Consider the following 26,469-nt stretch of genomic DNA (forward strand, 5'->3'; position numbering starts at 1 on the left):
TGCCTAGCCATGGTCGTCTCCTACAACAACGGACGGTAGACAGTCTAAGCATAGCTTGCCTCGGTGGTACGTAGGTCGGAATCACATCGGATGTCGTCGCGCCATTTGGGACCGGACGATTGGGCTCTGTCGCTCTGGCTGCTATTGTGTGACAAGTCATTCGCGCTACAGCCGATGGGCGTGCAAGGGCGACTTTGTCACTCTCGACGAGCCGTACCGGGTGGTGCGTCTCGGAACGGGCGAAGCTTCCGGGCGACGCCGAGGCATCGGGGTCGCTTCCCAACATAGGTTCGATCACGCAAGGCGGCACCTTTATAATTGGTTCACGCTTAGCCTATGAGGTCACCCCAGGTGTCATTGGTGGCCGCCAAAAGCCTGCAGATGCGGGCTTTTGTGTGTCTGGAACTTAGTTGGCGCAACTGTACTTGATGCAGGATACCTGAGGCGCAAGGCAGATGTGGGGGCATAGCTGGGCCGGCGAGCTGGCTGCTCTCTGGGGGGTATTCGATGATTCATCGGCGGCTGAAGCACGAAATGAAGCATAGACGCCGGCTGGGCACCACTTGTGATCAGTGCTAATTAAGTTCTTACTAGCAAATTAAGTTCTTACCGACCGGTCGCTCGTGTTACCTGTTGTACGACAAGGTCTTCGCGTTGCCAGTCTGATCGCCACCCGCTTCGCATGTGGTCAGTGCTAATTAACTTCTTACTCGCGAATTAAGTTCTTACTAGCAAATTAAGTTCTTACCGACCGGTCGCTCGTTTCCCTGTTGTACGACAAGGTCATAGCGTTGCCAGTCTATCCCCACGCGCTGCGTTGAAAAGGCATATGCCGGGCTGTATGAATATACAGTTGAGGTTGGGGTTTTAGCCCCAGGGACTACATAAAATCCTAGCGTTGACTCCGTTTCTGCAAAAAAACTTGGACGCGTGTAAAAAATCATGGCTGCAGCAGGCACGGCGCCGAGTTCGCGAGGGCCATCCAAGCGTCCATCGCTGTGCACGAGTTGTGGGGCGGGGCACGTAGGTGAGGGCCCTACGGCCTCGCGGAGGCTGCACAGCCAGATTTGCTGATGGCGGAATTGGTCCGCTTGCAGTATCGGATTGGTGATCACCGAGGAGTGCTGGTTACAGGGGGGACTCATCGAGCAGAAGGCGCCCTCCGAGAACAAAGCCAAACTCCTCGGGCAACTAACTAGAGCAGTGCCATCAGGGGCGGCCCAGCGGCCCCGATTGTGGGCGCCGCGATTTTGTCTTTGTTTTCCTGCCCCCTTCATGGATGGCAATGGGCGACTGTCGCGTTTCCTGTTCCATAAGGCTCTTTGCGCCTTCGGTCGTTTTGAGAGGCTTGCTCCCCTCGCCAAGCGATCCCGGCGACGACGGATCAACCCGCGCTGCCGCTTCGGCCGTCAAGTTGGGGGCCCTCCGGACATGGAAGCCGTACTGTTGCGCGAGTGGTTCGCTCTCATCGCACAGGGAGTATTGCTTGCTCTTACCGCGCAGCGAGGCCACGCGATAAAAAAGATGGAATGAACGCGCCCCGGCCCTGAGATCAAGGGCGCTGGTAATTCAGTTGTGCTTCTGGGGAACGTGACAGGATAGGTGGGGGCCCCTCCCATCACGATACGGCATCGATGTGCCAGAGTTCTCACAATCCACACAGGATGGAGGGACCCGAAATGAATACTATGACTTACGGTCTGGACATTGCAAAGGATGTTTTCCAGCTCTATTGGGTCGAGCCTTTAGGCGAGTGTTTCAACCGCCGCTTTACGCGTCAGGCGCTGCTCAACTTGCTCGCCAGACGCGCGCCTGGTCGCGCGCCTTCTGCCGATGACGCAACTCCGGTGCATGAAGGCGTGTGCGAGGTGTACTTGTCGGGCGGCGCAGCCCGCTACCCTATTGCGATGGCCACTGGCATGGGGACGTGGCATTGGTGACGGCGGGCTGGCTGGCGCGGCACGCGGCGGCCCATCAATGGGCGCGGCGGGAGATGAATGCTTATGCCCATACCAATTTCACTACCGGCTACCACCACTCGAAGCGCCTAAAGAAGGCCGCGGGCTCAAGCCCGATTGCATGCAGCCAATCCACAACTTCGACGACGTCGAGACGCCGCTCCAGTAATTCGACTTTTGCGACATACGACTGTGGCTTCCGCAAGAGTTCTGCTAGAGAGCTTTGGGTCACTTTTTGTTCGAGTCGGGCTTTACGCAACTCCGCAACGACGAACGCGTACCGCTCGGAATGAATGGTCTTCATGTTGCGAATGCGACCATCGATTCCAAAATATCCCAAAATAGGATATTTGAGGATAGAATGCTGGCCCTCTATCCCTACAGCAACTCATATGAGCTCACGCAGCGCACGCCGAAGAGCGGCGGCCGAAGGCCGCAGATCCGTGAAGGCCGAACTGAAGGTCAAGACTGATCAAAAGAAGGTCGAAGTTGAAGTGTCGAAGTTCGGCTTACACGTTGTCGTAGAGCAAGCAGATGTCGCGCAAGCAGTTTTCTTTGAGGACGCAGAAAGGCTGGATATTTGCTTGAAGCAGGGCAGTAAGGTTTCCCTTCGTTGCACACTTGAGGGCGCGCAATGGCTTGCCGTCAAGCTCTTACCCGAGGAGCGCGATCACGACTTCCTTTTCCATGCAAGAGACGGTCAACGTTATTGCGCTTGGGACGATCTACGTTGACTTTGCCACGCCTCTCGCAACCGACGCTAGGTGTTGGTATGTGGCACGAGCCATGATCCTCTTCCTCGACTATGACGGGGTTCTTGCACCCTGATCATGTCCACTTGGTCAACGGCCGCCCGGTGCTGCGGACAGATGGCGAACTCTTCATGTGGCTCCCATCCTTCCCAGAATTCTGACGCCTTACCCCAACCTGAAAATTGTCCTTTCGAGGTCATGGGGCAGCTTCTAGGATTCCGTCGAGCTAAAATCTATCTCCCCAAAGCGTTACGCGATCGCGTCTTCGGGGGAACATGGCATTCCTCGATGGGGCATCATAATGAAGGGGCTCATCGGCTCGATAGCAACTGGTTCGTTGCTGCATCGCGCTATCACCAAATTGCGACGTACGTTAGTCGTACGGGCCCACGGGTGAGCGCTAGCTCGCGTTGGACGACGACGGAGAAGGCTGGAGCCCACAACTTGAAGCTCGCCTCATTCTGACGAATGCATTATTCAGTGATTGAATATATCCAATGTCAATTCAACAGAAATTGAGGCTTTTCGCAGCCTGGTTGCCAGCAGGGCTCCCCTGCTTCATCCACGGGGCTACGACATACCTGTACCTGAAAGATGTACCCTACGAATTCGAGGGCATCCTTGGACGTTGGCTGTTACTGCATCCTGATCTTACTGATAGCGACTCCTCGGAGTGTGCACTAATAAATCATACTGAAGGCCTGGCAATAAGTCAGGAAGGTTGGGAGCAGTTTGTTTTCTGGATCATGACGGTAGCGAGGGATCGACTGGATACGTTGGAGATGGAGAGAGGAAGTCCGTAGGGTGGCTCTGAGATTTAAGCGCACCGCGATCCACGGGAAGAACTGCGTCCGCGTGGACCATTGAAGGATGGTCCATCGGGGAGCCATTTTGAGGTGCTGACCCATGTTGAGAATTCAAGTTCAGTTGATCCCGGATGGGGATGAAACTGCCACCCGTTTGCTGGGGGAAGTGGAAATTGTCAACGACGGAACGGGAACGGAGCTCACTGGTAATTACCTGATCGTCATGAATGAATATGATGAGCATATTCCGGGGCGAAGATCGATCTTTAGGACGACCGCGATGATTGAAGACATGGAGAGGGACATTGCGAGGCCAATGCAGGTTGCTGGAATAGCGATGAATCTGCTGGCGCCAGTGAAAAAAACTCTGAGCAACAATCTTGAGCCTTGGGGAAAAATTCTTTCCAAAGAGGAAGTCTAGAAGGATGCCCAGACGCCGGCGCCAAGCGGTCGATCGGCGGTGGTAAGGTCAGGCAGTTCGGGCCAGAGCGAGTGAAATGCTTGTCTTCCTCGATACAGAATACACCGGCCGCGATGTGCCGACTCCGAAGCTCATCAGCATTGCTCTTGTCGCTGAGGACGGGCATCGGGAGTTCTACGCGGAGCTTTCGGATGGCTGGCGAGTGGAGGATTGTAATGTTTTCGTTCGACGCGAGGTGTTACCTCACCTTGGTGCGGACAACGTGCTTTCGAGGGCAGAACTCAAGCCCCAACTGCGCCAATGGTTGCGAGCGGGGCCAAGGAGTATTCGGATTGCCACCGACTCCCCTATCGACTTCCAGATTCTGGCTAACTTACTGACTGGCGAATGGCCGCAAAATGTTGCGGTTGATCGCTATGACCTCAGGGCGATGGTCGACAGTGGTGCTTTCCACCACGCCGCCCAACGGTACTTCGGACCCGGGCGGCACGAGCATCATGCTCTTCATGACGCTCGCGCTCTCAGGTTAGGATGGTTAGCTTACATAGACGCCCGGAAACTCCGCGGACAGGGGTGAATTTAATACGTAAATGCCAAAATAGTTGGGTAATCCAGTTGTCGCTAATACGCAGAGGACCGGCGATGTCTGGCCCCGGAGATTCGGTTGACTTGTCGGAGGCGAGCGTGAAGCTCTATGTCGATTGCGAATTCACAGATTTCATTTGCTGCGAGTTGATCAGCATCGCGCTGGTCAGCGAGACCGGCGATGAGTTCTACGGTGAATGCTCTGATTTCGATGTGTCAGTATGCAGCCCGTTTGTTCGCGAGGCGGTACTGCCCCAACTCGGGCAGTCGACCACCGACACCTACTCAAGTTGTGACCTGCGTGATGCATTGCTAAGCTGGTGGCGGGAACTTTCCGTCACAGTGTCGGAGTGTCTAGTCTGCGTAGACAACGTTCTTGACTGGGATCTGCTCATCGAATTGCTCGGAGAGGTCCCTAGCGGATGGCGAGGGACCCTTATCGGGCATTTGGCCGATCCTGGCCGCAAGGAGGCTTACTTTTCCGAGCACGGGGGGAGGCATCATGCCCTCCATGATGCGCGAGCGCTGCGAGCCTCTCTTGTAGGGGAGTTGATCAAATCTTGCCCGGTAACTGATGTAAAGCCAACACGCTTCGGTTTCTGAACTGTGCCTTACCGCTGTCGGCCGATTCCGATGCGCGAATTGCGCGGACCGAGTTACTGCGGGCACGGAAAATGAAACTTAGAACGCTACGCGCTACTTGAGGTTGCTCATCGGGCATATCCCCAAAGGAAAGACACCATGCAGCAACACGATCTCTATGCTGGGGAGCAATTGCGCGACGAAGTGCTTGACAGCTTGGGATCAAGGTAGGCGATGCGGTGGTCCTAAAGACTGTCGCGCTGAATCCTCTAACTCAGCATGCAGTGAGCCCACGCCTTTGCATGACGTCGGAGAGCGATTTGGACGCGGTCGTCGCTGGGATCATTGCCGACAGCGTTCGTATGCTGATACGTCGCTGTCTAGTTTCTCCCAACCAGATGCCATGTATGCACGTCTCCGATGCCTCTTGCTGCAATCACCCCGTGGTCTTCGAGTAAGAAGGTTTTTCCAAGTTGCTGTCGAGTGTCGTCAGTTACTTGAATGCCGTCGACTATGCCCTGAGACTCCATCCGGCTCGCGATGTTCACGGTATCACCCCACAAGTCATAGATAAACTTTCGCCTCCCAATCACCCCGGCTACGACGGCCCCGCTATGGATGCCAATCCGCAACTGCAGGGCGTAGCCGCTTCGCTCGTTGAACCGGTTCAAGAATTCCATCATGTCCAGTGCCATATGGGCGGCGCGGGCTGCGTGGTCGGCAGCAGGAGCGGGCAGGCCAGCGGCTGCCATATATGCGTCGCCAATCGTCTTGATTTTCTCCAGCCCACGTTTGTCGGCGATATCGTCAAAGTCGGCGAAGATCTCGTTGAGGATGGCCACCAGCCGTTCGGGGCTCAGGGCAGGGGAGAAGCGGGTGAATTGAACGAGGTCGGCAAACAGCACCGAGACTTCTTCGAACCTGTCGGCGATGATTTCCGGCTGGCCGGTAGCGATAAGATCGGATCGCAGCTTCAAACGTTCGGCGATAGGAGCCGGCAACACGTTGAGCAGCAGCCGTTCGGTGACCTGTTGCTCGCAAACAAGCTTCTCGTAGAGATGCCTTAGCTCATCGCTCTGGCGAACGATAGTTTCCCTGCTCGCTTCCAGTTCGCATACCTTGCGCTCGAGCTCTCTGCCGTACTGCAGGGACTCGCTGTGTAGCAGGCGAACTTCCAGCATGTTCCGCACCCGCATCAGCACCTCGCCGAGATCGAACGGCTTGCTGACGAAGTCCTTCGCTCCGGCCCGCAATGCGCGCAGTTTGTGATCGGGTTGGGCGGTGATGACGATCACGGGAAGGTAGCTGTCTGGCTCTATGGCCTTGAGGTGCTCCATGACCTCGAACCCGTCCATGCCGGGCATCTGGAGATCCAGCAAGATCAAGTCATAGTGGTTTTTGCCGTGAAGCCCGGAAACCATGCGGGGATCGGTAGTTGATTCGACGCTGGTATATCCGGCCGCGTTCAGCATTCTTTCGAGCAGGAGGACATTTGCCTCCAGATCGTCAACGACCAGGATTCTTGCAGCCAGGATGTCCGGTGGGTGGATCATGGCAAGCCGGTTCGCGGGACTGGGTGCTAGCCCTGCGCAATGGATCCTCGTGGCCGTTCCAGTGCAGCGTTCAATGCATCCATGAATTCATGGATCCTGATCGGCTTGGTCAGGTACCGGAAGAATCCTGCCTTCATGCCCCGCTCGATGTCGCGTGGCATGGCATTGGCACTGAGCGCGATGACCGGAATATGCATGGTCATCGGGTCTTCGCGCAGGCGTCCCAGTGCTTCGATGCCATTGATGTCCGGCAGATGGATATCCATCACGATCGCATCGGGCAGGGAAGCGCGCGCAAGGTCGACTCCGAGAATGCCGGTGGCCGCCGACAACAAGTGTACGTCTGCCCGCCGAGCGAGGAGTTGCTCCAGGAGCTTGACGTTGGCGGGGTTGTCTTCCACATACAGCAAGGTGCGCATCGTGGACGAGGGGCCGATTGGCGACCGGGCAGGTGCCGTCGCCTCCGCGCTCTCGCCAGCCATTGCGGGAGGCGCGGCAGCAGGCAGTTCGACCCGGAACATGCTGCCCACGCCGGGCGTGCTTTCGACGTCGATGGTTCCACCCATCAACTCGGCCAGCCGCTTGGCCACCACGAGACCAATGCCTGTGCCTTCCACGGGGCCCGCCTCATGCCCCAGACGGTTGAACGGCTGGAATAGCTGGGCCAGCCGTTCCGGTGTCAACCCTGCACCGGTGTCGCGCACCTTGACGCATACGCGCTGCTCCGTCGTCGTCACCAGCACATCAACCGTTCCCTGTTCCCGGTTGTACTTGATGGCATTGGAAAGCAGGTTGAGGAGGATCTGCTTCAGGCGGGTTCGGTCGGCACGGACGAAGCACGGTGGTTCGCCCGCGGGAAACCGCATGCGGACAGAGCGTTTCAGTGCCTGCTGCTCAAGCATTGCCTGGCACTCGTGCAAGGTGTCGATGACCGATACCGGCTCGGGGGACAGCGACGCCTGACCGGCTTCTATCCTGGCCAGGTCAAGGACTTCGTTGATGAGCTCCAGCAAATGCCAGCCCGCTTTCAGGATCTGGTCGATACTGGCCTGCTGCGACGCAGTCGGGGGAGGAGACTCGGAGGCCATCAGTTGCGCAAAGCCGAGGATGGCGTTCAGTGGATTGCGCAACTCATGGCTCATGCTCGACAGGAACTCCGACTTCGCATGGTTGGCAATCTCGGCAGAGGCCTGGGCCTGCTTCAGCGCTTCGATGTCGGTACTGGATGCAAGCCACTTTACGATATTGCCGTCAGCGTCTTTCAACGGTGACCCGCGTTCGAGGTGCCATCGGTAGGCGCCATCGGATGCACGTTTCAGGCGATATTCGATTTCGTATTCGCAGCCTCTCGCCACCGCTTCCTCCCAGTGAGCGATATTGCGCATGAAGTCCTCGGGGTGGATGACCGATTTCCAGGCGCCGGCCCGGGTCTGCTCGAGACTGAGGCCGGTATAGCTGGTCCAACGTCGGTTGCAGTAATCGATCCGCCCACTAGAGTCGCCGGTCATGACCATGTGAGGGATGCCGTCGGCGAGCAGTCTGAAGTGCGGCTCGACCTGCCTGAAGTCGATGGCGGAAGGAAGATCCTTTCCCGGTCCGTCATGAGCCGGCTTGCGCATGATTTGCCCCGTAGTCGGCGCTCTGGCATAGGTGTGCGAGAACCGATGCCAGGCCAGCCGAAATCAGCGTAAATGGGAGTCCCGGAACCAGAATACGCGCAGCCGCCGCCGGTGCAAACCATCACGCACGGGAACGTCGGAGCTCAGATAGAAAGTCTGTCTTGCACCACTTAACGCGGATCAGCCGATGCATGTGCCACATGCGCATCGGCGCGCGCGGCGACATCGCGCGGAAATGTTCGTCCGCGGCATGGGGTGATCGGCCAACGTACCAGGTTGCCGCGCTTCCATTACTGTTTGGCTCCTGTGTCACTTCCGGTTTTACCCCGGCATGACCCCAGGAACGCTGTCACCTGCCGGGCGACCTCTTCTCGCTCATTGTCGATGCAGACCATGTGGTAGCTGTCGCTAAGCAGGACCACGTGCGCCCTGGGATCGGCACGTTTGCCTGCATCGTTGCCATTGACCCCGTCGCGAATGTACTGGGCCGACTTCAGGCTTGTCAGCTCATCGTCCGCGGCGTGAACGAGCAAGGTCTGGCATTGCAGGAGATCCAGTCCCTGGCTGGCAATATGTCTTAGCCGGTCGAGTTCACGAATCGTGCTCAACGGCACCCAGGCATAGTGGCGACCGTCACCGCGTGAGAAACGCCGCTTGAGTAGCTTGCGCAAGCGCTGGTTCTTCACGCCGTAAGGGCTGCGTTCCGGGACCCTGACGTAGTTGGCGAGCACCGGGATCCGATACAGCGCATGCCGGACCGAGCGATACCACGGCAGCGACCAGCCATCGAGGAACAGCGGCGGCGCCAGCAGGACCAGCCGGTCCCGCCCGTTGCGGCCGAGTCCCTCGATCTTGCCGACCTCCAGCGCCAGCAGCGCGCCCATGCACATGCCGACCATGTGCACCGCCCGGTATTGCTCACGGAGGCTGGCCAGCTTGCCGCGCAGCGCAGCGAGCCAGTCCTCCAGCCTGACACCGCGCAGCTCCTCGGGTTGGCTGCCATGCCCTGGCAACAGCAGCTCGGCGGTCTTCATGCCCAGGCTGGCGATCCGGCTCTTCAGCTGGCCCAGATCATGCTCGGTGCCGCCCAGCCCATGGACCAACAGCACGACTTCGGCGTCCATATTGTTCTTGTGTTCGTATTCCATCACAAATCGTTTCGACAAACGCGCTGATTCAAGGGTGAGTGACGGCGCCGTCAGTGGCGTCCGTGCCCGGCATCCCGCCGCCCAGCGCCTTGTAGAGCGCAACAGCATTGCCGAACTCGCTGCGCCTGAGGTCCAGCAGCGCCTGCCGCGCGGCGTACAGTTGCCGCTGCGAGTCCAGCAGTTCGAGCCGCCCGTCGACGCCAGCGCGGTAGCGCAGGTTGGAAAGCTCGGTCCGGCGCTCGGCGCTGCCGACCGCGCGGATCTGTGCATCGATCTGGCGGCCAAATGTCTCGCGTCCGGCCAGGCCATCTGACACTTCACGGAACGCCGTCTGGATGGCGCGTTCGTAGGCGGCGACGGCGCTGTCTTTGCGTAGCTCCGCCAGACGCAGTTCGGCGCGCAGCCTGCCTCCCTGGAACAACGGCAGCGTGACCTGTGGCGCGAAGTTCCACGTACGGTGGCCGTCGTCGAACAGGCCGCTCAGGGCCGGGCTCACAAAGCCCAGCGATGCGGTCAGCGACAAGCGCGGGAAGAACGCCGCGCGCGCCGCGCCGATATCGGCATTGGACGCCACCAGTTGCTGCTCCGCTTGCAGGATGTCCGGCCGGCGCAAGAGCAGATCGGACGGCAAGCCCGCAGGCAATTGCTTCACCACGGGCTGACGTTCCAGCGGCAGCGCGGCGGGAAGATCGTCGGGCAGTTCGGCACCCACCAGCAATTGCAGCGCGTTGCGGGCTTGTGCCACGGCGCGCGTGCGAGCCTCCAGGTCGGCTTCGGCGCCGGCTACCTGACCCTCGGCCTGCGCCACGTCCAGGCCGCTGTTCTGATGGCTTTCCTTCAGGCGCCGCGCCAGGTCGAGCGATTGCCGCCAGTCGGCAAGCGTGCGCTCGGCCAGTTGGCGCTGCTCGTCGGCCAGGCGCTCCGCGAAGTAGGCATCCGCCACGGCGCCAACCAGCGCGATCCGCGCGGCGCGGTGACCCTGTTCGCTCGCGAGGTAGCGGGCGAATGCAGCGTCTGACAGCGAGCGCACGCGGCCAAACAGGTCGATCTCGAAGGCGCTCAATCCCACGCCGACACCAAACTGCTTCTGCGTGGCGGCGGCGATGGCCGGGTCAACCTCCGCATTGGCTGCGGTGCGCTGGCGTGTGAAGGCCGCGTTGGCGTCGATGGCGGGTAGCCGCGCGGCGCGCCGGATGCCGTACTGGGCCTGCGTTGCTTCCGCGGCCAGCGTAGCCATGCGCAGGTCGCGGTTGTTGTCCAGCGCCAGCTCGATCAGGCGCTGCAGACGCGGGTCGCCAAACATCGTGCGCCAGCCCAGGTCGGCGGCCTGCGCCGGGGCCTGTGATTGTTCGCTGGCAGCGACGGTCATTGCCGAGAACGACGCGGGCACGGGTAGCTCAGGCTTGACCAGCTGGGGCGTCAACGAGCAAGCCGACAAGGCCAGGACAAGCGGAAGTATGAGGAATCGCATGATTTAGCCCTCTTGACCGTGAATGGGTGCAGCCTGCTTTCGGCGGGGCTTCAGCCACCGCCCCAGGCGCTCCTGCAAGCCCATCACGAACACAAAGAAGACGGGAACGAAGAAGATGGCCAGCACAGTGGCGGCCACCATGCCGCCGAATACGCCGGTGCCAATGGCATGCTGGGTCTCGGCACTGGCGCCTGCCGCGATCATCAGCGGCACCACGCCGAGCCCGAACGCCAGCGAGGTCATCAGGATCGGGCGCAGGCGCTGGCGCGCGGCTTCCACGGCCGACGCCACCAGCCCCTTGCCTTGCTCGCGCAATTGCCTGGCGAACTCGACGATCAGGATCGCGTTCTTGGCCGATAGGCCGATCACGGTGATCATGCCGACCTTGAAGAACACGTCGTTCGGCAAGCCGCGCAACAGCACGGCGGCCACCGCGCCGAGCAGCCCCAGCGGAACCACCAGCATCACCGACAGCGGAATGGCCCAGCTTTCATAGAGCGCCGCCAGCACCAGGAACACCACGATCATCGACAGCGCCATCAGCATCGGTGCCTGCGACGCGGACTGCCGCTCCTGCAGCGACTGCGCGGTCCACTCGACCGCGAAGCCCGCTGGAAGTTGCGCGGCCAGACGCTCCATTTCGGCCATGGCCGCGCCGCTGGAGTAGCCCGGGGCAGCACTGCCTGCAATCCGCGCGGACGGGTAGCCCTGGAAGCGGACCAGCTGCAGTGGCGTCTCGGACCACACGGGCCGGACCACTTCGGACAGCGGCACCATGCCGCCGCTCGTGTTGCGTACGTAGAGCTTCAGCACGTTGTCGATCTGCATGCGCGCGGGCGCATCGGCCTGGACGATCACTTGCTGCATGCGACCGGCGTTCGGGAAGTCGTTCACGTAGGTCGAACCCATCGCGGCGGACAGCGTGTCGCTGATGCTGGCGAACGACACACCTAGCGCCTCGGCCTTCTGCCGGTCGATCTCGAGGCGGATGCTGGTGCCCGGCGGCAGACTGTCCGGATAGACGCCAGTCACGACCTTGCTTTGCGCGGCGAGTTCGAGCAGCTTGACTTCGGCAGCCTTGAGCGCCGCGGTACCCTGGTTGGCGCGGTCCTGCAGACGCATCGTGAAGCCGGAGCTGTTGCCCAGTTCGTCAATGGCCGGCGGCTGCAGCGTCATCACCGTGCCTTCCGTGACGCCAGCCATCGCTGCCTGGGCCAGCATCCCTTCACTGGAGGCCGTCGCGCCATTGCGCTTGTCCCAGTCCTTGAGCACCGCGTAATTCAACGCCGCGTTCGGGCCGATGCCGGAGAAACCATAGCCGATGATGGAGATGCTCGACGCGATCGCGGGGCGGGAGCCGAGATGCCGCTCCAGCGTCTTCACCACATCCTGCGTGCGCTCGGTCGTGGCATCCGCGGGAAGCAGGAAGCCTGTCATGAAGTAGCCCTGGTCTTCCTCGGGCAGGAACGATGACGGCAGCGTCTTGAAGCCGAACACCAGCGCACAGCACAGGGCGCCGAACACCAGCATGACGCGGCCCGTGCGCCCGACCAGTCGGCCGACGCGCGTCTCGTACCATTGCGTCAGGCGGTCGAACCGGCGGTTGAACCCACCAAAGAAGCCCCGCTTCTCGTGATGGCCCGGTGCAACCGGCTTGAGCATGGTCGCGCACAGCGCGGGCGTCAGCGTGAGCGCCAGCAGCGCCGAGAACAGGATGGACACCGCCATCGACAGCGTGAACTGCTGGTAGATCACGCCGACCGAACCGCTCGCAAGCGCCATCGGCAGGAACACGGCCGTCAGCACCAGCGTGATGCCGATGATTGCGCCCGTGATCTCCTTCATCGCTTTGGATGTCGCGGCCCTGGGTGACAGGCCTTCCTCCGCCATCAGGCGCTCGACGTTCTCGACGACGACAATGGCGTCGTCCACGATGATGCCGATGGCCAGCACCATGCCGAACATCGTCAGCACATTGATCGAGAAGCCCGAGGCCAGCATGACCGTGAAGGTGCCGAGCAGCGCCACCGGCGCCACGATGGCGGGGATCAGCGTGTAGCGCACATTCTGCAGGAACAGGTACATGACGAGGAACACCAGCGCCATGGCTTCGAACAGCGTATGAACGACCTTCTCGATCGAGATCTTCACGAACGGCGCGGTGTCGAACGGAATCGAATACTGCATGCCGGCCGGCATCGCCTTGCTCAGGTCGGCCAGCCGAGCCCGTACGGCCTCCGCGGTCTTGACGGCGTTGGCGCCCGGAGCAAGCTGCACCGCGGCGAATGTCGCGGCCTTGCCGTTTTCGCGGTTGACGAAGTTGTACGACTGCGAGCCCAGTTCGACGCGCGCCACGTCGCCCAGCACGACTTTGGCGCCATTGGCGTTGGCGCGCAGCACGATCGCGGAGAACTGCTCGGGCGATGTCAGCTGGCCCTGCACCGTCAGCGGCACTGTCACGCGCTGGCCCGGCAAGGCCGGGGACGCGCCGACGCTGCCCGGCGCGATCTGCGCGTTCTGCTGGCCGATCGCCGTGGTCAGATCGCTCATCGAGAGGCCGTAGGTGTTCAGTTTGGCCGGATCGACCCAGACGCGCATGGCGCGCTCGGCCCCGAACATCTGCATGCGGCCCACGCCGTCGACACGCCGCAACGCCTCGACGATGTTGCGCCCCATGTAGTCGCTGAGCCCGGCTTCGTCGAAGCGGCCACTGTCGGATTTCAGGCCGATCAGCATCAGGAACCCCGAGGACGCCGATTCCACGATCAGGCCGTTCTGGCGCACGGGCTGCGGAAGACGCGGCTCGACTGTCTTGAGCTTGTTCTGCACGTCAACCTGGGCCATGGCCGGATCGGTGCCCGGCTTGAAGGTGGCGGTGATCTGCGCCGTGCCGGAGGTATCGGTGGACGACTCGTAGTAGAGCAGGTTCCTGACCCCGGACAGTTCGCGCTCGATGAGGCTGAACACGCCGTCGCTCATGGTCTGCGGCGTGGCGCCGGGGTAGGTCGCGGTGATGGTGACGGTCGGCGGCGCGACCGACGGATAGCGCGCAATCGGCAGGTTGGGCAGGGCAATCACGCCCAGCAGGACGATGAAGAGCGCGATCACCCAGGCAAAGACCGGGCGTCGGATAAAGAATTCGGACATGGCAGGACTCTCGCCGGGTTTCAAAGCGTGGAAGCCGTGGGGCGCGAGTCAGGCGCCCCCTGGTCATGCACGGTGACCCTGGCGCCATCGGACAGGCGCTCCATGCCCTCGACCACAACCTTCTGGCCGGCCTTCAGGCCTGCCTGGATGCGATACCGGCGGTCGACCAGTTCGCCCAGCGACACCGGGCTGATATGCACCTGGCTGGCCGCATCGACGGTCCAGACCTGGGGCTTGCCGCCCACATGCACGACCGCTTGCTGCGGTACGGTCAGTGCGTCCGGGTAGCTTGCGCGAGGAATGCGGGCGCGCACGAACATGCCCGGCAGCAGTTGGCGCGTCGGGTTGTCCACCAGCACGCGCAGCAGCACGTCCCCGGTACCGGCGTCGACGTTGACGCCCGAGAACAGGATGCGCCCAGTGACGTCATACGGCTCGCCGCTGTCGCGCAGGATCATTGCCGGCAATTCATTGCCCGCTGCGGGTTGCCGGGTCGCCAGCACCTGCCGCAGCGACCGCAAGGACGCCGCTGGCTGGCGGACATCGACGTAGACCTGGTCGATCTGCTGGATGCGTGCCATGGGATTGCCGTCGCTGGCGCCGACGAGCGCGCCTTCAGTGACCAGCGTCTGGTCGATGCGGCCGGAGATCGGCGCTTCCACCGTGGCGAATTTCAGGTCGAGCTGGCGGCGCGAGTGCATGGCACGGGCCTGTGCGACGTCAGCTACCGCCTGCTCGCGCTGGGACACCGCGTCGTCATAGACCTGTCGGCTGATCGCGTCGGCTTCCACGAGCGGCTGGAGCCGTGCGGCCTGCACCCGTGCCCGCGACAGGGCCGCCTCGGCGCGTCGCAACGCTGCGGCGGCCGTCTCCATGTCAGCCTTGAATGGCGCGGGGTTGATCTGGAACAGCGGCTGGCCGGCGCGCACTTCGGTGCCTTGCTCGAACAGCTGGCGCTGGACGATGCCGCTGACTTGCGGCCGGATCTCCGCGGTACGCACCGCTGCGACGCGGCCGGGCAGGTCTTCGGTCAGATGCAGCGGGGTGGCCGCTACGGTCGCGGCGGCAACTTCGATCGGGGCCGGGGCAGCGGGCGGCTGGCCTTGCCCGCAGCCTGCCAGCATCGCCAGCGCAAGGGCGCATGCGCCGCTGTAGCGGCACCATCGTTGGTTCTTCATGTGGACTCCGTGATGCGCCGGCAGTCACATGCCGACGTGGGATGCGCGGCAGTTTGCCCATGGCCGATGGAGTTTCTCGTGCGGTACCATGGAGATTCGATGGAGACGCAGCGTAAGCGTGCAGCAGCCACCATGCCGGACACGACCCCACTGAGCGACGCAGCGCAAAGCGTCCAACCCCTGATACTCATTGCCGAGGACGAACCCGAGATCGCCGAGATCCTGGCTGCCTACCTGGCGCGCAGCGGCTTGCGCAGCGCGCATGCCGCAGATGGCCGCAGGGCGCTGGAACTGCACCTGTCGCTCAAGCCCGACCTGGTGCTGCTGGATGTGCAGATGCCTCATGTCGACGGCTGGAAAGTGCTCACCGAAATCCGTCACCGAGGCGATACCCCGGTCATCATGCTGACGGCGCTGGACCAGGACATCGACAAGCTGATGGGGCTGCGCATCGGTGCCGACGACTACGTGGTCAAGCCGTTCAATCCCGCGGAAGTCGTGGCGCGCGCGCAGGCCGTGCTGCGCCGCTCAATGTCGGCGGCAAGCCAGGGCACACAGCAGCGCGTGCTGCGCGCGGCGCCGTTCGAGATCGATCTGGACAATCACGAAGCGACGGTGCAGGTGGGACAGCAGCACCATCGACTTGCGCTGACGCTGACGGAGTTCAAGCTGCTGGCGCAACTCGCGCGCGCGCCCAGGCGGGTCTTCAGCCGTGCCGAACTGATGGCCGCCTGCCTGCCGGAAGGCGATGCGCTGGAGCGGACCGTCGACAGCCACATCAGCAAGCTGCGCAGGAAGCTCGAAGACCTTGGCGTCACCGGCATTCCGGTTGGCGTGCGCGGAGTCGGCTACAAGCTGTGGAGCACCGAATGAAGCTGCAGGGTCTGAGCCGCCAGATCGCGCTGTCGATGGCGGCGATGGCGTTTGGCGTCACGCTGCTCGTGGTGGCGACGGCCACCGTTTTCTACTATTTGGCCTCGCGGTACTGGCCCGCGCACCTTGCCGAGTCGAGTTGGCTCCCGAGCGGCCCGGAATGGGTATGGCTGATCTCGACCACGCTGGCAGGCCTGGCCCTGGCAATCATTGTCGGCGTCAACCTGGCCCGCCGCATCCTGGTGCCGTTGAACTCGGTGGCCGACGGCATCCGTCGCGTCGCGCAAGGCGATCTCGATGCACGCGCCGTCGCGGGCGACCGCTCGCTGCGCGAGGCCGCATTGCTGGCGGACCAGTTCAACGCGCTGGCGGGCCAGTTGCAGCGCGTGACGAACGAGCAGACATTCTGGAACGCCGCGATCGCGCATGAACTGCGTACGCCGGTTACCATCCTGCGCGGACGCCTGCAAGGGCTGGCCGATGGCGTCTTCCATCCCGATGAAACCCAGTTCCGCAGTCTGCTCATGCAGGTGGAGGGGCTGGTCCGGCTGATCGAGGACCTGCGCGTGATCAGCCTCGCGGAAAGCGGGCATCTGGCACTCCAGCGACAGGAAACCGACCTTGCCGCCGAAGTGGGCGCCGTCGTCGCGGTCTTCGGCGATGCGCTCCAGGCGGCGGGCCTGCAGCCTGTCCTCGATCTGGATGGCAAGCCAATGCACTGCGATCCGGTGCGCATCCGGCAAGCCTTGCTGGCGTTGCTGGAGAACGCGCGCCGGTACGCCGTGCCGGGTGCCATCCGGATCCAGACCCGGGTGGAGCAGGGCCGGTGCCATTTGCGTGTCGAGGACGATGGCCCCGGCATTCCCGGCGATGTTGCGCCGCATGTCTTCGAAGCCTTCCGGCGCGGGGGTGACGCGAGCCGGAACGCAGGCGGCAGCGGCCTGGGGCTGGCCGTGGTGGCGGCTATCGCTCATGCACACGGCGGGCGGGCTACCTGCAACCCGTCGGCCGGGGGCGGAACGACATTCGAAGTGTCGTGGCCCGATATTGGCGATCGCCCATATTGCTAACGGCGCAGGGTGGGCAAACTGGCCACCCTGCAAGGGCCGGCGGCTCAGCCCAGGCTGGATGCCACTTCAATGCCGCGCATGACGTCGATGCGGCTCAGCATGTCGCTGGCCTGCTTCAGGAAGCCCTGTCGTGCGCGGCCGGTCAGCGTGACGGGTTCCATCAGCATGACGCTCAGCGGGTTCTGCGGCACGTCGTTGAAGCGAAGCTCGTAGTGCAGATGCGGTCCGGTCGCCCAGCCGGTCTGTCCGACGTACGCGATCGGCTGCCCCTGCGCGATGCGCTGGCCCGGCTGGATGCCAGCGAAGCCCGACAGGTGTGCGTAGTACGTCGAGTAGCCGTCAGGATGTTTCAGGATGACGAGATTGCCGTAGCCGGTCTGCTGGCCGACAAAGTCGACGGTCCCGTCCGCCGTGGCGAAGACCCGGGTTCCTGTCGGGGCGGCAAAGTCGACACCCTTGTGCTGAATCCATTGGTGGTGCACCGGGTGGTTGCGCCAGCCGAAGCCCGATGACAAGCGCGAGAACTCGACCGGCGAGCGGAGAAACGGGCGCGCCATGCGCCGCCCGTCGAGGGTGTAGTAGGCACCAGAGTGACTCCCCTCTGCACCGTCGTACCACAAGGCCTGGTAGCGCTGGCCGCGGTTGACGAGTTCGACGGCCACGACGCGGCCATTGCGCACCAGCGCGCCATCCCGGAATCCCGCCTCATAGACCATGCGAAAGCGATCGCCCTGAACGATGTCGTGCTGGAAGTCGACCATGCCCGAGAAGATCGAGATCAACTGCCGCACGATGTCGTCGGGCACATTGGCGGCGTCCAGTGTCCTGAAGAACCCCCCCGCCGTGATGGTGCCGGAACGCATCTCGTAGCGCAGTTCGTTCCTGACGGCCCGCAGGTTCGCCTGGAAGGCGACCTTCTGCAAGCCACCGGCCCGCCGGATCACCAGTTCGCGCGAAACGGTGGCGGTGCCGTCAACGGACGTGCGCAGCGAGACGAGCAGCTTGTCCTGGTCGACCTCGGCCTGGACAACCTGTTCCGGCTGCAGATTGAAAAGAGTGCGGGCCGCCGGATCCCTGGAGATGAACTGCTGTGCGTCGGGATCTTCCACGCCGAGCCGTCTGAGCAGCGTGGCGATCGTGTCGCCCCGTCGCACGCGCTCCTCGTGGACGTAGGTGGCACCGGCATCCGCCAGCTTTTCGAGCTGTTCGCGCAGGTCGGGCAGTCGAATGGCGTCCTGCCGGCGCGGCGCAGCCGGGTCGTAGTAGGCGCTGTGGGGCGCCACGCCCATGGCTGCCGCCATGCAAAGCGTAAGAACTGCCGCCACGCCGGCGGTCAGCCAGGACGGTGTGTATCCGCGCATCTTCCGTCTCCTGTCTGACCCGCGCATCCTGCTTACTACCCCTGCTGCCCCGTCGGACCCTATCGGGCTCCGATCTCCCGGGGGACAGGTGACATCCTGGCCAGGAAGCGGGCCACTGCCGAGATGTCTTCGTTCGCCAAGGTGGCGGCAATGGCGTCCATTCCGCCGGTCGCGTCATGGCGCTTGCCGTTCCTGAACGCGGCAAGCTGGTGCGCGAGATAGTGCTCTCCCTGGCCGGCGAGGCTCGGTGCCAGATCCTTGCCCGTCAACGCTTCCCCGTGACAGGCCTGGCAAGTGCGCGCCTGGACCACGGCCTTGCCGCGTGCTTCGAGCGCTGCGTCGGCCATGACATCCGGATTGCCGGCAGGCGCCTGGCCCGCGTAGTAGGCGGCCAGTGACCGGATTTGCGCATCTGTCAGGTTCCTGGCGAGCGGCCCCATGGTCGGGTTGTCGCGCTGCCCGCTGGCGAACGCGCGCAACTGCGCCTCGAGATACGCGGCCGGCTGACCGGCCAGGGCGGGGTATTCCGCATTGCGCGACTTCCCGTGCGGGCCGTGGCAGGCGAAGCAGGTCTCCGGAAACTGCGGCCAGGGGCCACCGTTGGCCTGGCTTGCCTGGGCCTGGTTGTCCAGTGCCGTGCCGAACCGGTGGTAGTCCACGAGATCGGGAACGACGAATGCGGCCGCTCCCGCCACTACCGCAGCCGTCGCGAACATCGCGCGCTTCATCTTCATTTATGCCTCCGTGACCGGTGCGTGCAGCGCGCCCAGTGCCTGCAGGGCGGCCCGGTGCCCGGAGCGCACGGCGCCGTCCATGGCGCCGGCCCAGATGTCGGCCGTCTCGGTGCCCGACCAGATCAGCCGACCCAGCGGCGGATGCAGGTGCTGGCCCAGCTTCGTCCAGAAGCCGGCGGGCATCGGGTTGATGCAGCTCATCGACCACGGGTCGACCTTGCCCCAGTCAAGGTCGTGGTATTGCGTCGGTTTCAGCGCCTGGTCTCCGAATGCCTTGGCATAGATGGCCGATACGATGGGCTCGGCGGCTTTCGGCTCGGCCGGCAGGTATCCAGGTTTGACGAAGGCGCTGAGCACGCCGACAGAGCCGTCCGGAGGCGAGTTGTCGACCGACCAGATCAGCGGGCCATCGAGTGGCACGACCTGTCCGTTGAAACCCTTCTCGCGCCAGAACGGCCGCGCGTAGACATGAGCGGTCTTGCGCATGGGCGCATGGGCGGGCCAGGCCCGGTGCAGCTGCGCCCGTCCGGTAGGCAGTGGCGGATCGAAAACGACCTGCTGGCACAGCGCCGGGTTCAGCGCGGCAATCACGCGACGGGCCCGTACGACGCCCTGGTCCGTGTGCAGTTCGACGATCTCGCGGTCCCAGGCGACGATCTTGCGCACCGGGGAGGACAGCCGGATCGTGTCGCCGAGGTCTTGCGCCATCCGGATGCTGAGAATCTGCGAGCCGCCGACGAAGCGGGTTTCCTGCGCGCCGTCCTTGATCTTCTCGAGCCTGTCGTAGTCACTGTCCGCGCTGTTGATCACCGACAGGTAATGCAACAGCCCGAGTTGTGCGGGCGGCGCGCCGAGCGACAGTGTCGCGGCCATGCTGAAGGAGAATTTCTCCTCGCTGCTCAGGCCTTGGCGCGCCAGCCAGTCGCCAAGCGTCAGCTTGTCGAGCTCAGCCGCTTTCGACGCCTTCCACGGTGCGCCGCTGGGCACGCCGCGCGACAGTTCGCTGAGCCTGGCGGCAACCTGCCCCTGCGCACCGACGCCTCCCTGCAGGTCCTGCGTCACGCGGATGTTGTCTGCCAGGAATACGGTCTTGCCCTCGTAATAGGTGCCGAAGGTTTCGACGCCGAGCTCGCGCGCCAGATCGGCAATGGCGGTCTGGCCAGGGCCGATCCACTGTCCGCCGGCTTCGGAGACCACCTTGTTCCCCAAATCATGGTTGTAGGTGCGCCCGCCGACGCGGTTGCGCGCTTCCAGCACGACGAATGACTGGCACCCGGCGCGCTTCAGGTCGCGCGCCGCGGTCAGGCCCGCCAGGCCTGCGCCGATGATGGCGACATCCAGCACGTCGCCGTCCGTGCGCGCCGGGGCAGCCTGCCGCGTCCCGGCGTTTGCCCTGCGTGGCGCCGCGGCAAGCGCCAGCGACGCCGCGCCTGCCGCTGCCGCTGCCGCAAATCCGAGGAGTTGGCGCCGCGTCAGTGCGTCGCGCCCGGGGCCCGGCTTGCGCGTCCGGGCTGCGTCGGTTTCCTTCGCGTCCTGGGGGCGCTTCGTGTGCTTGAACATGGTCGGTGCCGGCGTTATAAGTAGGATATGAAACCTAATATAGGACAGAAAGACAAACAAGTCAAAAGGCCATGCCCTATGGCCGTGCCACACTGCAGGCCATACCGTGCTGCTAGCGTCGTTCCTGCCTTGACGGTGGGGCTTCTGTGGATCAGTCAGCCCAGTAGACGCCCGGTTCGACTACCTGCACTCGTCCATCGGCCAGGAGTTCGGCAAGGTGCTGGGAAATCGTCCGGGTCTCGGCGCCCTCCACCCATGGGCTTTCAAAGCCCTGCGGATACAGCAACCGTCGCTCAACCAGCTGGCTCAGCGTCTTTGGGGATTCCTTCAGCAACGCCAGCAGGCGCTGCTCGCGTTCGTCGAGCTTGGCTGCGTAAGCTGCGAGATCGCGCAGCAAGTGCTCGCAGTCGGTGTAGACACCGCGGTGGTGCGACGTGACCCAAACCTTTGCGGGAATCTGCGGCAGCCGCGCCAGGCTGCGGCGGAACTCGGGCAGGCTCGAACACGCATCGCCGTAGTAGGGGCCGAAGCCGGTCAGGTCGATATCACCGATAAAGGCCACGCCTTCCGGATCTACCAGCAGCACGGTATGGCCGGCGGTGTGGCCTGGCATGTGAAAAGCGCGAATCTGTGTCCGACCGAGATTCCACGACGCGCCATCGACGTACCCCTGTGCATCGGGGCGCGGCGCATAGTGGAAATCGCGCTGGATGTTCGCCAGCATGGCCCCGGCATGGGCCTCGTCAAGGCCGTAGTGGGCAACCATGCCGTCCCAGCTGTGCACCGCGGCCAGATCGGCTTCATTCACGAACACCCTGGCATGGGGAAGGCGGTGCAGGCCTGCCATGTGGTCTTCGTGCGCGTGGCCCATCACCACCAGTTCGGTCGCGTCGAACTCTGGGCCGATATGGTTGGAGACGATCGGCGTGTCAAAGGCGGCACGCGTGTCGGAACCGCGAATGAGCACTTGGTTGCCGTCGGGGTACTTGCCACGCTTCTGGCCGAAGAGCACCGAGACGCGGCCGAAGTCGATGCGCTGGACCGGGACATCAGAACCGGATTTGCCGGCAATGGGGCGTGCGTGGATCATCTTTCTTCAGAGGTCGGGTTGATGCCGTGAAGGTGGGCACGTGATGGACTGATCTGCCCGAATCCCTCGTGGCGCTTCAATGTTGGAGAACGGCTTCGGCGGCTAGTGTCGAGGCATCGCGGCGCAAGCGGGCCGAGAGCCTTTGCGCAACCACCAGGATGAACCAGGAGGCGATCGCCAGTGCCGCCGAGAGGTCGAAGAGTGCTACCGGCGTGAAGTGCGCCAGCAGAAATCCAGCCGAGCTGGTACCGGCGGCTACGCCGAGTGCCTGGAACGCGGGAAACACAATGTAGATGCGGTCGGTCATGTCGAGGTGCCGGACCACGCCGAGGTAGTAGGTATAGCCCAGCGTCCCGAAGACCGCATGAATGACGAAGGCGGCGCCGAATGCTGTCGCCGAGTGGCTCATCAGCATGACGGGATACATCAGGACAACGATCGCGGTCGATATGCCGATCATGACCGTGGCGTCGATTCGGTCGCCCACGATCCAGGGCAGGATCGAGCCTGCCAGAGCGCCGATCAGCGAGATCGCGACAATCGGGCCGATCGCGTCTGCCTGGATGCCGACCGCCGCGGCGATCGCGTCCGCGAAGTTATAGATAGCGCCCATGAAGACGCCGGTGAAAATGGCGCCGGCCACGGCGGCGATGAGCGGCGCAGCCAGCGCCAGGCGGACTCCGCTGGGCTGTGCGAGGCGGCGCGATGTGTTGGTGGGCGCGGCCTGTGCTGCGGTTGCCCTGCGCCGCATGTCGGATAGCGCCAGGGCCAGAGGCGTTGCCACCGCGAACAGGACGGCAATCGTCACCAGCACCCCTTGGTCTCCAAACCGCGGCAGGACGATAAGCGGCAATCCGTACGATGCGAGCGCCGCAATGACCAGCGACGCGAAGAAGGCCAGGCTATACGCCCGCAGCGGGTTGGCTGCATAGCCGATCAGGGTGAACGACGGCGTTGCCATGCTGGCGCTCGCCAGGCCGATCAGGAACCACCAGGCTGTCTGGCCGGCGATGTCCGCCACGAAGGCGACGCCCAGCAGCCCGAAGGCTGCCACGAGCAACGATCCGATGGTCACCCATCGGGCGTTCAAGCGCAGTACCCAGAAGGGCCCGCTTGCGGAGGTGATGCCCGACCCCAGCACGAAGGCAGTGCCCAGCGCGCCGAGCCGCTCGTCGCTGAGCCCGCGGCCCTGATGCAGGGCCTGAAACACGATCGGCAAGATGTTGACGATCAGGGTGCCCAACGACCAGAACAAGCTGGCGGCGAAAAACTCGGCGCGATTGGGTTTCTGTTCCGGCAGTGGCGGTGTTGTCATTGCAGATCTTCAAACGGATGCATCGTGATGCGCGTAATCGGACGATCGGTCGCGTCGGATTTCCATGTCAATGGCGCCGCCCGAACACTTACGGTGATGTGATGTGTGGAGCAATTATCAAAATCTAGGTCATGATGACAACAATATGAGAAAAAGAAAGCAGGGTATTCCCTGCGGGTCGATCGCGAGCCAGGCCTCGAACCGGCTGAATACCGGTTGAGCGGCTGCTGTGGGATGCGTGGCTTGTGATTGCCCCTCGGCTTATGACCTAATAAGACAGGGAATACCCTGTCTTTTTCTTGCTTCTTATTTTTGTCATCATGACCTAAAGTTGGTTTCGTGTTCTACTTAACGAGTGACCGGTCGCGATCATGAGACGGTTGCCATTTGACGAAGCGGGAGATCGCTGATGGATGAATCCAAGCGCAAGGCGTTTGCCGAGGACGGCGCCGTTATCATGGAAGGCTGCCTTGACAAGGAGCAACTCGGGTTATGCCGAGCGGCCTATGACTGGGGTGTCGAGAACCCGGGCCCCGGGGCGACCACCATGTTCGATGGCACTGCACAAAAATCCCACGTCGATAACGCGAATCCGCTCGCGAAGGATCGACTGGATGAGCTGGTCAGCAAGCTGCCGCTCGGCCAGATGTTTGCCAAGCTGTGGGGCTCCAGGCACGTCTGGTATTTCGCAGAGGAGATCTTCCTCAAGGCCGGCGGCAATGCTGCGCGCTCGTCATGGCATCAGGACACCTCGTATCTGCCATGGGGCGGCAAGCACTGGGGCAATGCGTGGATCAGCTTCGAGGCCGTGCCCAAGCGCAACGCGTTGGAGGTTGTCCGGGGGTCGCACCGCGGCACGCGACATGACGGCACCACATTCCAGAACCTGGAAGACCCGACCGATCCGCTGCACGGTGATGCCGCGGTGCCTTGCTGGCCGCGCATGCCCAATATCGAGGCTGAGCGCCGTGCGAATCCGAATGCCTACGACATCCTCTCCTGGGCGACGAATCCGGGGGATGTGCTTGTGCTGCATCCCGGGACGCTGCACGGCGGCGCACCGACCGATGCCGACTTCCCTGACCGCCACACGCTGGTGCTGCGCTTCTTTGGCGACGACGCAATTTTCAGCCCGCTGCCCGAAAACAGCCGATCGGGCTACTCGACAGCAGGTGTCCTCTTTACCGAAGAGCTCGCACATCTGAAGGCGGGCGAGCCGTTCCGCGCATCCTGTTTCCGTCAAATCATTTAAGCAACCAAGCGAGGCGCACACCATGACTGCAAAACGGCAATCGATCGTTCCGGCTCCGTTCCAGACGTTCTACGACGCCTATCACTTCTCGCCCGCCACGCGCGTGGGCGACATCATCTGGGTGTCAGGCCAGGTTGGGATCGGCGCGGACATGAAGCCCGCCGAGGGCATGCAGGCGCAGGCGCAGATTGCGTTCGAGTGCTTGAAAGGCGTTCTTGAAGCAGCCGGCGCGAGCCTGGCTGACGTTGTCGAGCTGACGACCTTCCACACGGATTTGCGCGGCGACATGGCGGCCTTCGCGCCCGTCAAGGATGCGTACTTCCCGAACCGCTATCCGTCGTGGACGGCGGTCGGCGTGACGCAATTAGCGCTGCCCGAGTTGTGCATCGAGATTCGAGCGGTAGCGGTTGCCGGATCCGGCAAGGATTGAGTCGCGCGCGCGAAGCGCTTCGGAGCGAACGCTGGGGGAGCGCCGAACAGCGAATACCCTAGTTTTTTTGGCCCTTTTCTTTGCCATCATTGACTAAGATTGTCAATACGTACTATTAGAGAAGCACGGCCAGTGTGTGAAGGCGTTAGTCGGAAGGAGACTCATGATGAAGAAGTACGGAATCGAAACCGTGTCCGCCATCGCGGCTGCGGTGTGTCTTGCGATCGGAACCGCCGCCATGGCGGAAGACCTCACGCCGGAAGGCGGTGACCGCGCGGCGGGCAAGGACGGTGCGGTGCCGGCCTATACCGGCAAACAGCCTGCGGAGGCCGGCTGGGAATGGGGCAAGTATCGCGGTGACTTCTGGAAGCACAAGAACGAGAAGCCGCTCTATTCGATCGACGCGTCGAATGTCGATAAGTACGCCGCGCAGTTGACGCCCGGCCAGATCGCGCTGGTCAAGCAGAAGAAGGGCTATCGCATGGACGTGTATCCGTCGCACCGCGAATGCCAGGTGCCGGACTTCGTTGCGCAGAACTCCAAGGCGAATCTGACGGGCGCGAAGCTCGATTCGACCGGCGAACAACTGGGCGCCGCAACCCTCCCGGGCGTTGCGTTTCCACAGCCGAAGAACGGCGCAGAAGCGATTCTGAACTACATCTACCGCTACCGCGGGGAAGGAGTGGAATGGCCGAAGATGGTGACGGTGGTATCTCCGCGTCCGGGGGGCAACGATTGGATTGATGCGATCGCTCCGCAGCATGTGTTCTTTCCATGGGGCAAGCCGGGCAAGGTGACGCCGCAGGAAGTCGATCAGCTCAGCAATGCCGCCTTCTTCAAGATCGAATCGCCGCCGGCGCTGGCCGGGCAGGCCTTTGTGCAGCGTCAGTTCTTCAACAAGCAGTCGGAGACGTTCTACTACTTCCCCGGGCAGCGCCGCGTGCGACGCATGCCGGCCTATACGCACGATGCGCCGATTATCGGCATGGAGAACCAGTACCTGATCGATGAAGCCAACATGTTCTACGGCACCATCGACCGCTTCAACTGGAAGCTCGTCGGCAAGAAGGAATTGCTCGTGCCGTACAACGCATTCGGCATGTACAAGTTCAAGAGCAATTTGCACGACGTTGCCACGCCTGACGGCATTGCTGCCAACAATCGCCGCTACGAGATGCACCGCGTATGGGTGGTCGAGGCAACCGTCAAGCCCAGCGCGCGCCACGTTGATTCGAAGAAGGTCTTCTACCTGGACGAAGACAGCTGGCTGGCACTCGTCGGCGAGGACTACGACGCCCAGGGCAAGCTGTGGAAGGTGCGCGAGAGCTATCCGATCCCGGTATGGGAGCTGGGCGGCACCTGCGATAACGAGCCGTTCGTGCAGTACGACGTGATCAACGGGCGTTACGTCATGGATCAGACGACCTTCGGCCAGGGCCAGGACCTTCGCTGGTACCAGCAGGTCAACGATTCGCGCTTCAAGACGGATTACTTCACCGCAGAAACGCTGCGCTCGGTCAGCGAGCGCTGAAGGTAACCGCATGGGTAGGGCTGGCGCGCGTTT

Annotated in this window: 20 protein-coding genes and 2 pseudogenes; 10 read left to right on the forward strand and 12 right to left on the reverse strand. The window is 62.7% G+C overall.

What is annotated here, in order from left to right; all coding sequences use genetic code 11:
• Positions 1–1,679: 1,679 nt before the first annotated feature.
• A pseudogene (locus ACREYQ_RS18910) lies at positions 1,680–1,820 on the forward strand (IS110 family transposase); the annotation flags it as partial.
• A gap of 208 nt (positions 1,821–2,028) precedes the next feature.
• Here the strand turns inward: ACREYQ_RS18910 and ACREYQ_RS18915 are convergent.
• On the reverse strand, positions 2,029–2,262 hold the full coding sequence (locus ACREYQ_RS18915; protein WP_432261725.1) for a helix-turn-helix domain-containing protein: 234 nt from the start codon (positions 2,260–2,262) through the stop codon (positions 2,029–2,031).
• Between the two features lie 139 nt (positions 2,263–2,401).
• Here ACREYQ_RS18915 and ACREYQ_RS18920 point away from each other — a divergent pair, with 139 nt between their 5' ends.
• From ACREYQ_RS18920 to ACREYQ_RS18935, 4 genes are all read left to right on the forward strand, one after another.
• Positions 2,402–2,692 (forward strand): hypothetical protein, encoded by a 291-nt coding sequence (locus ACREYQ_RS18920; protein ID WP_432261726.1) that lies wholly within the window; start codon positions 2,402–2,404, stop codon positions 2,690–2,692.
• Between the two features lie 924 nt (positions 2,693–3,616).
• Positions 3,617–3,937, forward strand: coding sequence for a hypothetical protein (locus ACREYQ_RS18925; RefSeq protein WP_432261727.1), 321 nt, complete (start codon positions 3,617–3,619; stop codon positions 3,935–3,937).
• Positions 3,938–4,013: 76 nt separating this feature from the next.
• Positions 4,014–4,514: a hypothetical protein gene (locus ACREYQ_RS18930; RefSeq protein WP_432261728.1), complete on the forward strand. Its 501-nt coding sequence runs from the start codon at positions 4,014–4,016 to the stop codon at positions 4,512–4,514.
• 107 nt (positions 4,515–4,621) lie between these two features.
• Positions 4,622–5,125, forward strand: coding sequence for a hypothetical protein (locus ACREYQ_RS18935; protein WP_432261729.1), 504 nt, complete (start codon positions 4,622–4,624; stop codon positions 5,123–5,125).
• Between the two features lie 359 nt (positions 5,126–5,484).
• Here the strand turns inward: ACREYQ_RS18935 and ACREYQ_RS18940 are convergent, their stop codons facing one another.
• The 6 genes from ACREYQ_RS18940 to ACREYQ_RS18965 all read right to left on the reverse strand — a co-directional run bounded on the left by ACREYQ_RS18940 (position 5,485) and on the right by ACREYQ_RS18965 (position 15,220).
• Positions 5,485–6,657 (reverse strand): adenylate/guanylate cyclase domain-containing protein, encoded by a 1,173-nt coding sequence (locus ACREYQ_RS18940; RefSeq protein ID WP_432261730.1) that lies wholly within the window; start codon positions 6,655–6,657, stop codon positions 5,485–5,487.
• 26 nt (positions 6,658–6,683) lie between these two features.
• Complete coding sequence (locus tag ACREYQ_RS18945; protein ID WP_432261731.1) at positions 6,684–8,276, reverse strand: hybrid sensor histidine kinase/response regulator; 1,593 nt, start codon at positions 8,274–8,276, stop codon at positions 6,684–6,686.
• A 290-nt stretch (positions 8,277–8,566) separates the two neighbouring features.
• Positions 8,567–9,424: an alpha/beta hydrolase gene (locus ACREYQ_RS18950; protein WP_432261732.1), complete on the reverse strand. Its 858-nt coding sequence runs from the start codon at positions 9,422–9,424 to the stop codon at positions 8,567–8,569.
• A gap of 28 nt (positions 9,425–9,452) precedes the next feature.
• Positions 9,453–10,895 (reverse strand): efflux transporter outer membrane subunit, encoded by a 1,443-nt coding sequence (locus tag ACREYQ_RS18955; protein ID WP_432261733.1) that lies wholly within the window; start codon positions 10,893–10,895, stop codon positions 9,453–9,455.
• A 3-nt stretch (positions 10,896–10,898) separates the two neighbouring features.
• On the reverse strand, positions 10,899–14,042 hold the full coding sequence (locus ACREYQ_RS18960; protein ID WP_432261734.1) for a multidrug efflux RND transporter permease subunit: 3,144 nt from the start codon (positions 14,040–14,042) through the stop codon (positions 10,899–10,901).
• A 20-nt stretch (positions 14,043–14,062) separates the two neighbouring features.
• Entirely contained in the window at positions 14,063–15,220 is a 1,158-nt protein-coding gene (locus ACREYQ_RS18965; RefSeq protein ID WP_432261735.1) for an efflux RND transporter periplasmic adaptor subunit, read from the reverse strand.
• A 132-nt stretch (positions 15,221–15,352) separates the two neighbouring features.
• On the opposite strand from ACREYQ_RS18965, the gene ACREYQ_RS18970 reads away from it, so the two are divergent.
• Both ACREYQ_RS18970 and ACREYQ_RS18975 read left to right on the forward strand, forming a co-directional pair.
• Positions 15,353–16,093, forward strand: a complete 741-nt coding sequence (locus ACREYQ_RS18970) for a response regulator (RefSeq protein ID WP_432262594.1) — start codon at positions 15,353–15,355, stop codon at positions 16,091–16,093.
• Positions 16,090–17,163, forward strand: coding sequence for an ATP-binding protein (locus tag ACREYQ_RS18975; protein WP_432261736.1), 1,074 nt, complete (start codon positions 16,090–16,092; stop codon positions 17,161–17,163). The genes ACREYQ_RS18970 and ACREYQ_RS18975 overlap by 4 nt, the downstream gene beginning before the upstream one ends.
• 44 nt (positions 17,164–17,207) lie before the next feature.
• Here ACREYQ_RS18975 and ACREYQ_RS18980 read toward each other — a convergent pair.
• From ACREYQ_RS18980 to ACREYQ_RS19000, 5 genes and pseudogenes are all read right to left on the reverse strand, one after another.
• A pseudogene (locus ACREYQ_RS18980) lies at positions 17,208–18,536 on the reverse strand (M23 family metallopeptidase); the annotation flags it as partial.
• A 47-nt stretch (positions 18,537–18,583) separates the two neighbouring features.
• A complete protein-coding gene (locus tag ACREYQ_RS18985) occupies positions 18,584–19,252 on the reverse strand; it encodes a c-type cytochrome (RefSeq protein ID WP_432262595.1) in 669 nt (222 codons plus the stop codon).
• A gap of 6 nt (positions 19,253–19,258) precedes the next feature.
• Positions 19,259–20,818: a flavin monoamine oxidase family protein gene (locus ACREYQ_RS18990; RefSeq protein WP_432262596.1), complete on the reverse strand. Its 1,560-nt coding sequence runs from the start codon at positions 20,816–20,818 to the stop codon at positions 19,259–19,261.
• A 151-nt stretch (positions 20,819–20,969) separates the two neighbouring features.
• The gene (locus ACREYQ_RS18995) at positions 20,970–21,908 is read right to left on the reverse strand and encodes an MBL fold metallo-hydrolase (RefSeq protein ID WP_432261737.1); all 939 of its coding nucleotides are present in this window, start codon (positions 21,906–21,908) and stop codon (positions 20,970–20,972) included.
• Between the two features lie 76 nt (positions 21,909–21,984).
• Positions 21,985–23,223 (reverse strand): hypothetical protein, encoded by a 1,239-nt coding sequence (locus tag ACREYQ_RS19000; RefSeq protein ID WP_432261738.1) that lies wholly within the window; start codon positions 23,221–23,223, stop codon positions 21,985–21,987.
• 409 nt (positions 23,224–23,632) lie between these two features.
• On the opposite strand from ACREYQ_RS19000, the gene ACREYQ_RS19005 reads away from it, so the two are divergent.
• From ACREYQ_RS19005 to ACREYQ_RS19015, 3 genes are all read left to right on the forward strand, one after another.
• Positions 23,633–24,475, forward strand: a complete 843-nt coding sequence (locus tag ACREYQ_RS19005; RefSeq protein ID WP_432261739.1) for a phytanoyl-CoA dioxygenase family protein — start codon at positions 23,633–23,635, stop codon at positions 24,473–24,475.
• 22 nt (positions 24,476–24,497) lie between these two features.
• Positions 24,498–24,905 carry a RidA family protein gene (locus ACREYQ_RS19010; protein WP_432261740.1) on the forward strand — a complete coding sequence of 136 codons (408 nt, stop codon included), beginning with the start codon at positions 24,498–24,500 and terminating at the stop codon, positions 24,903–24,905.
• 163 nt (positions 24,906–25,068) lie between these two features.
• On the forward strand, positions 25,069–26,436 hold the full coding sequence (locus ACREYQ_RS19015; RefSeq protein ID WP_432261741.1) for a DUF1329 domain-containing protein: 1,368 nt from the start codon (positions 25,069–25,071) through the stop codon (positions 26,434–26,436).
• Positions 26,437–26,469: the final 33 nt, after the last annotated feature.

It is taken from the genome of Cupriavidus sp. TMH.W2 (genome assembly GCF_050847365.1).
In the GTDB taxonomy this organism is placed as follows: Bacteria; Pseudomonadota; Gammaproteobacteria; order Burkholderiales; family Burkholderiaceae; genus Cupriavidus.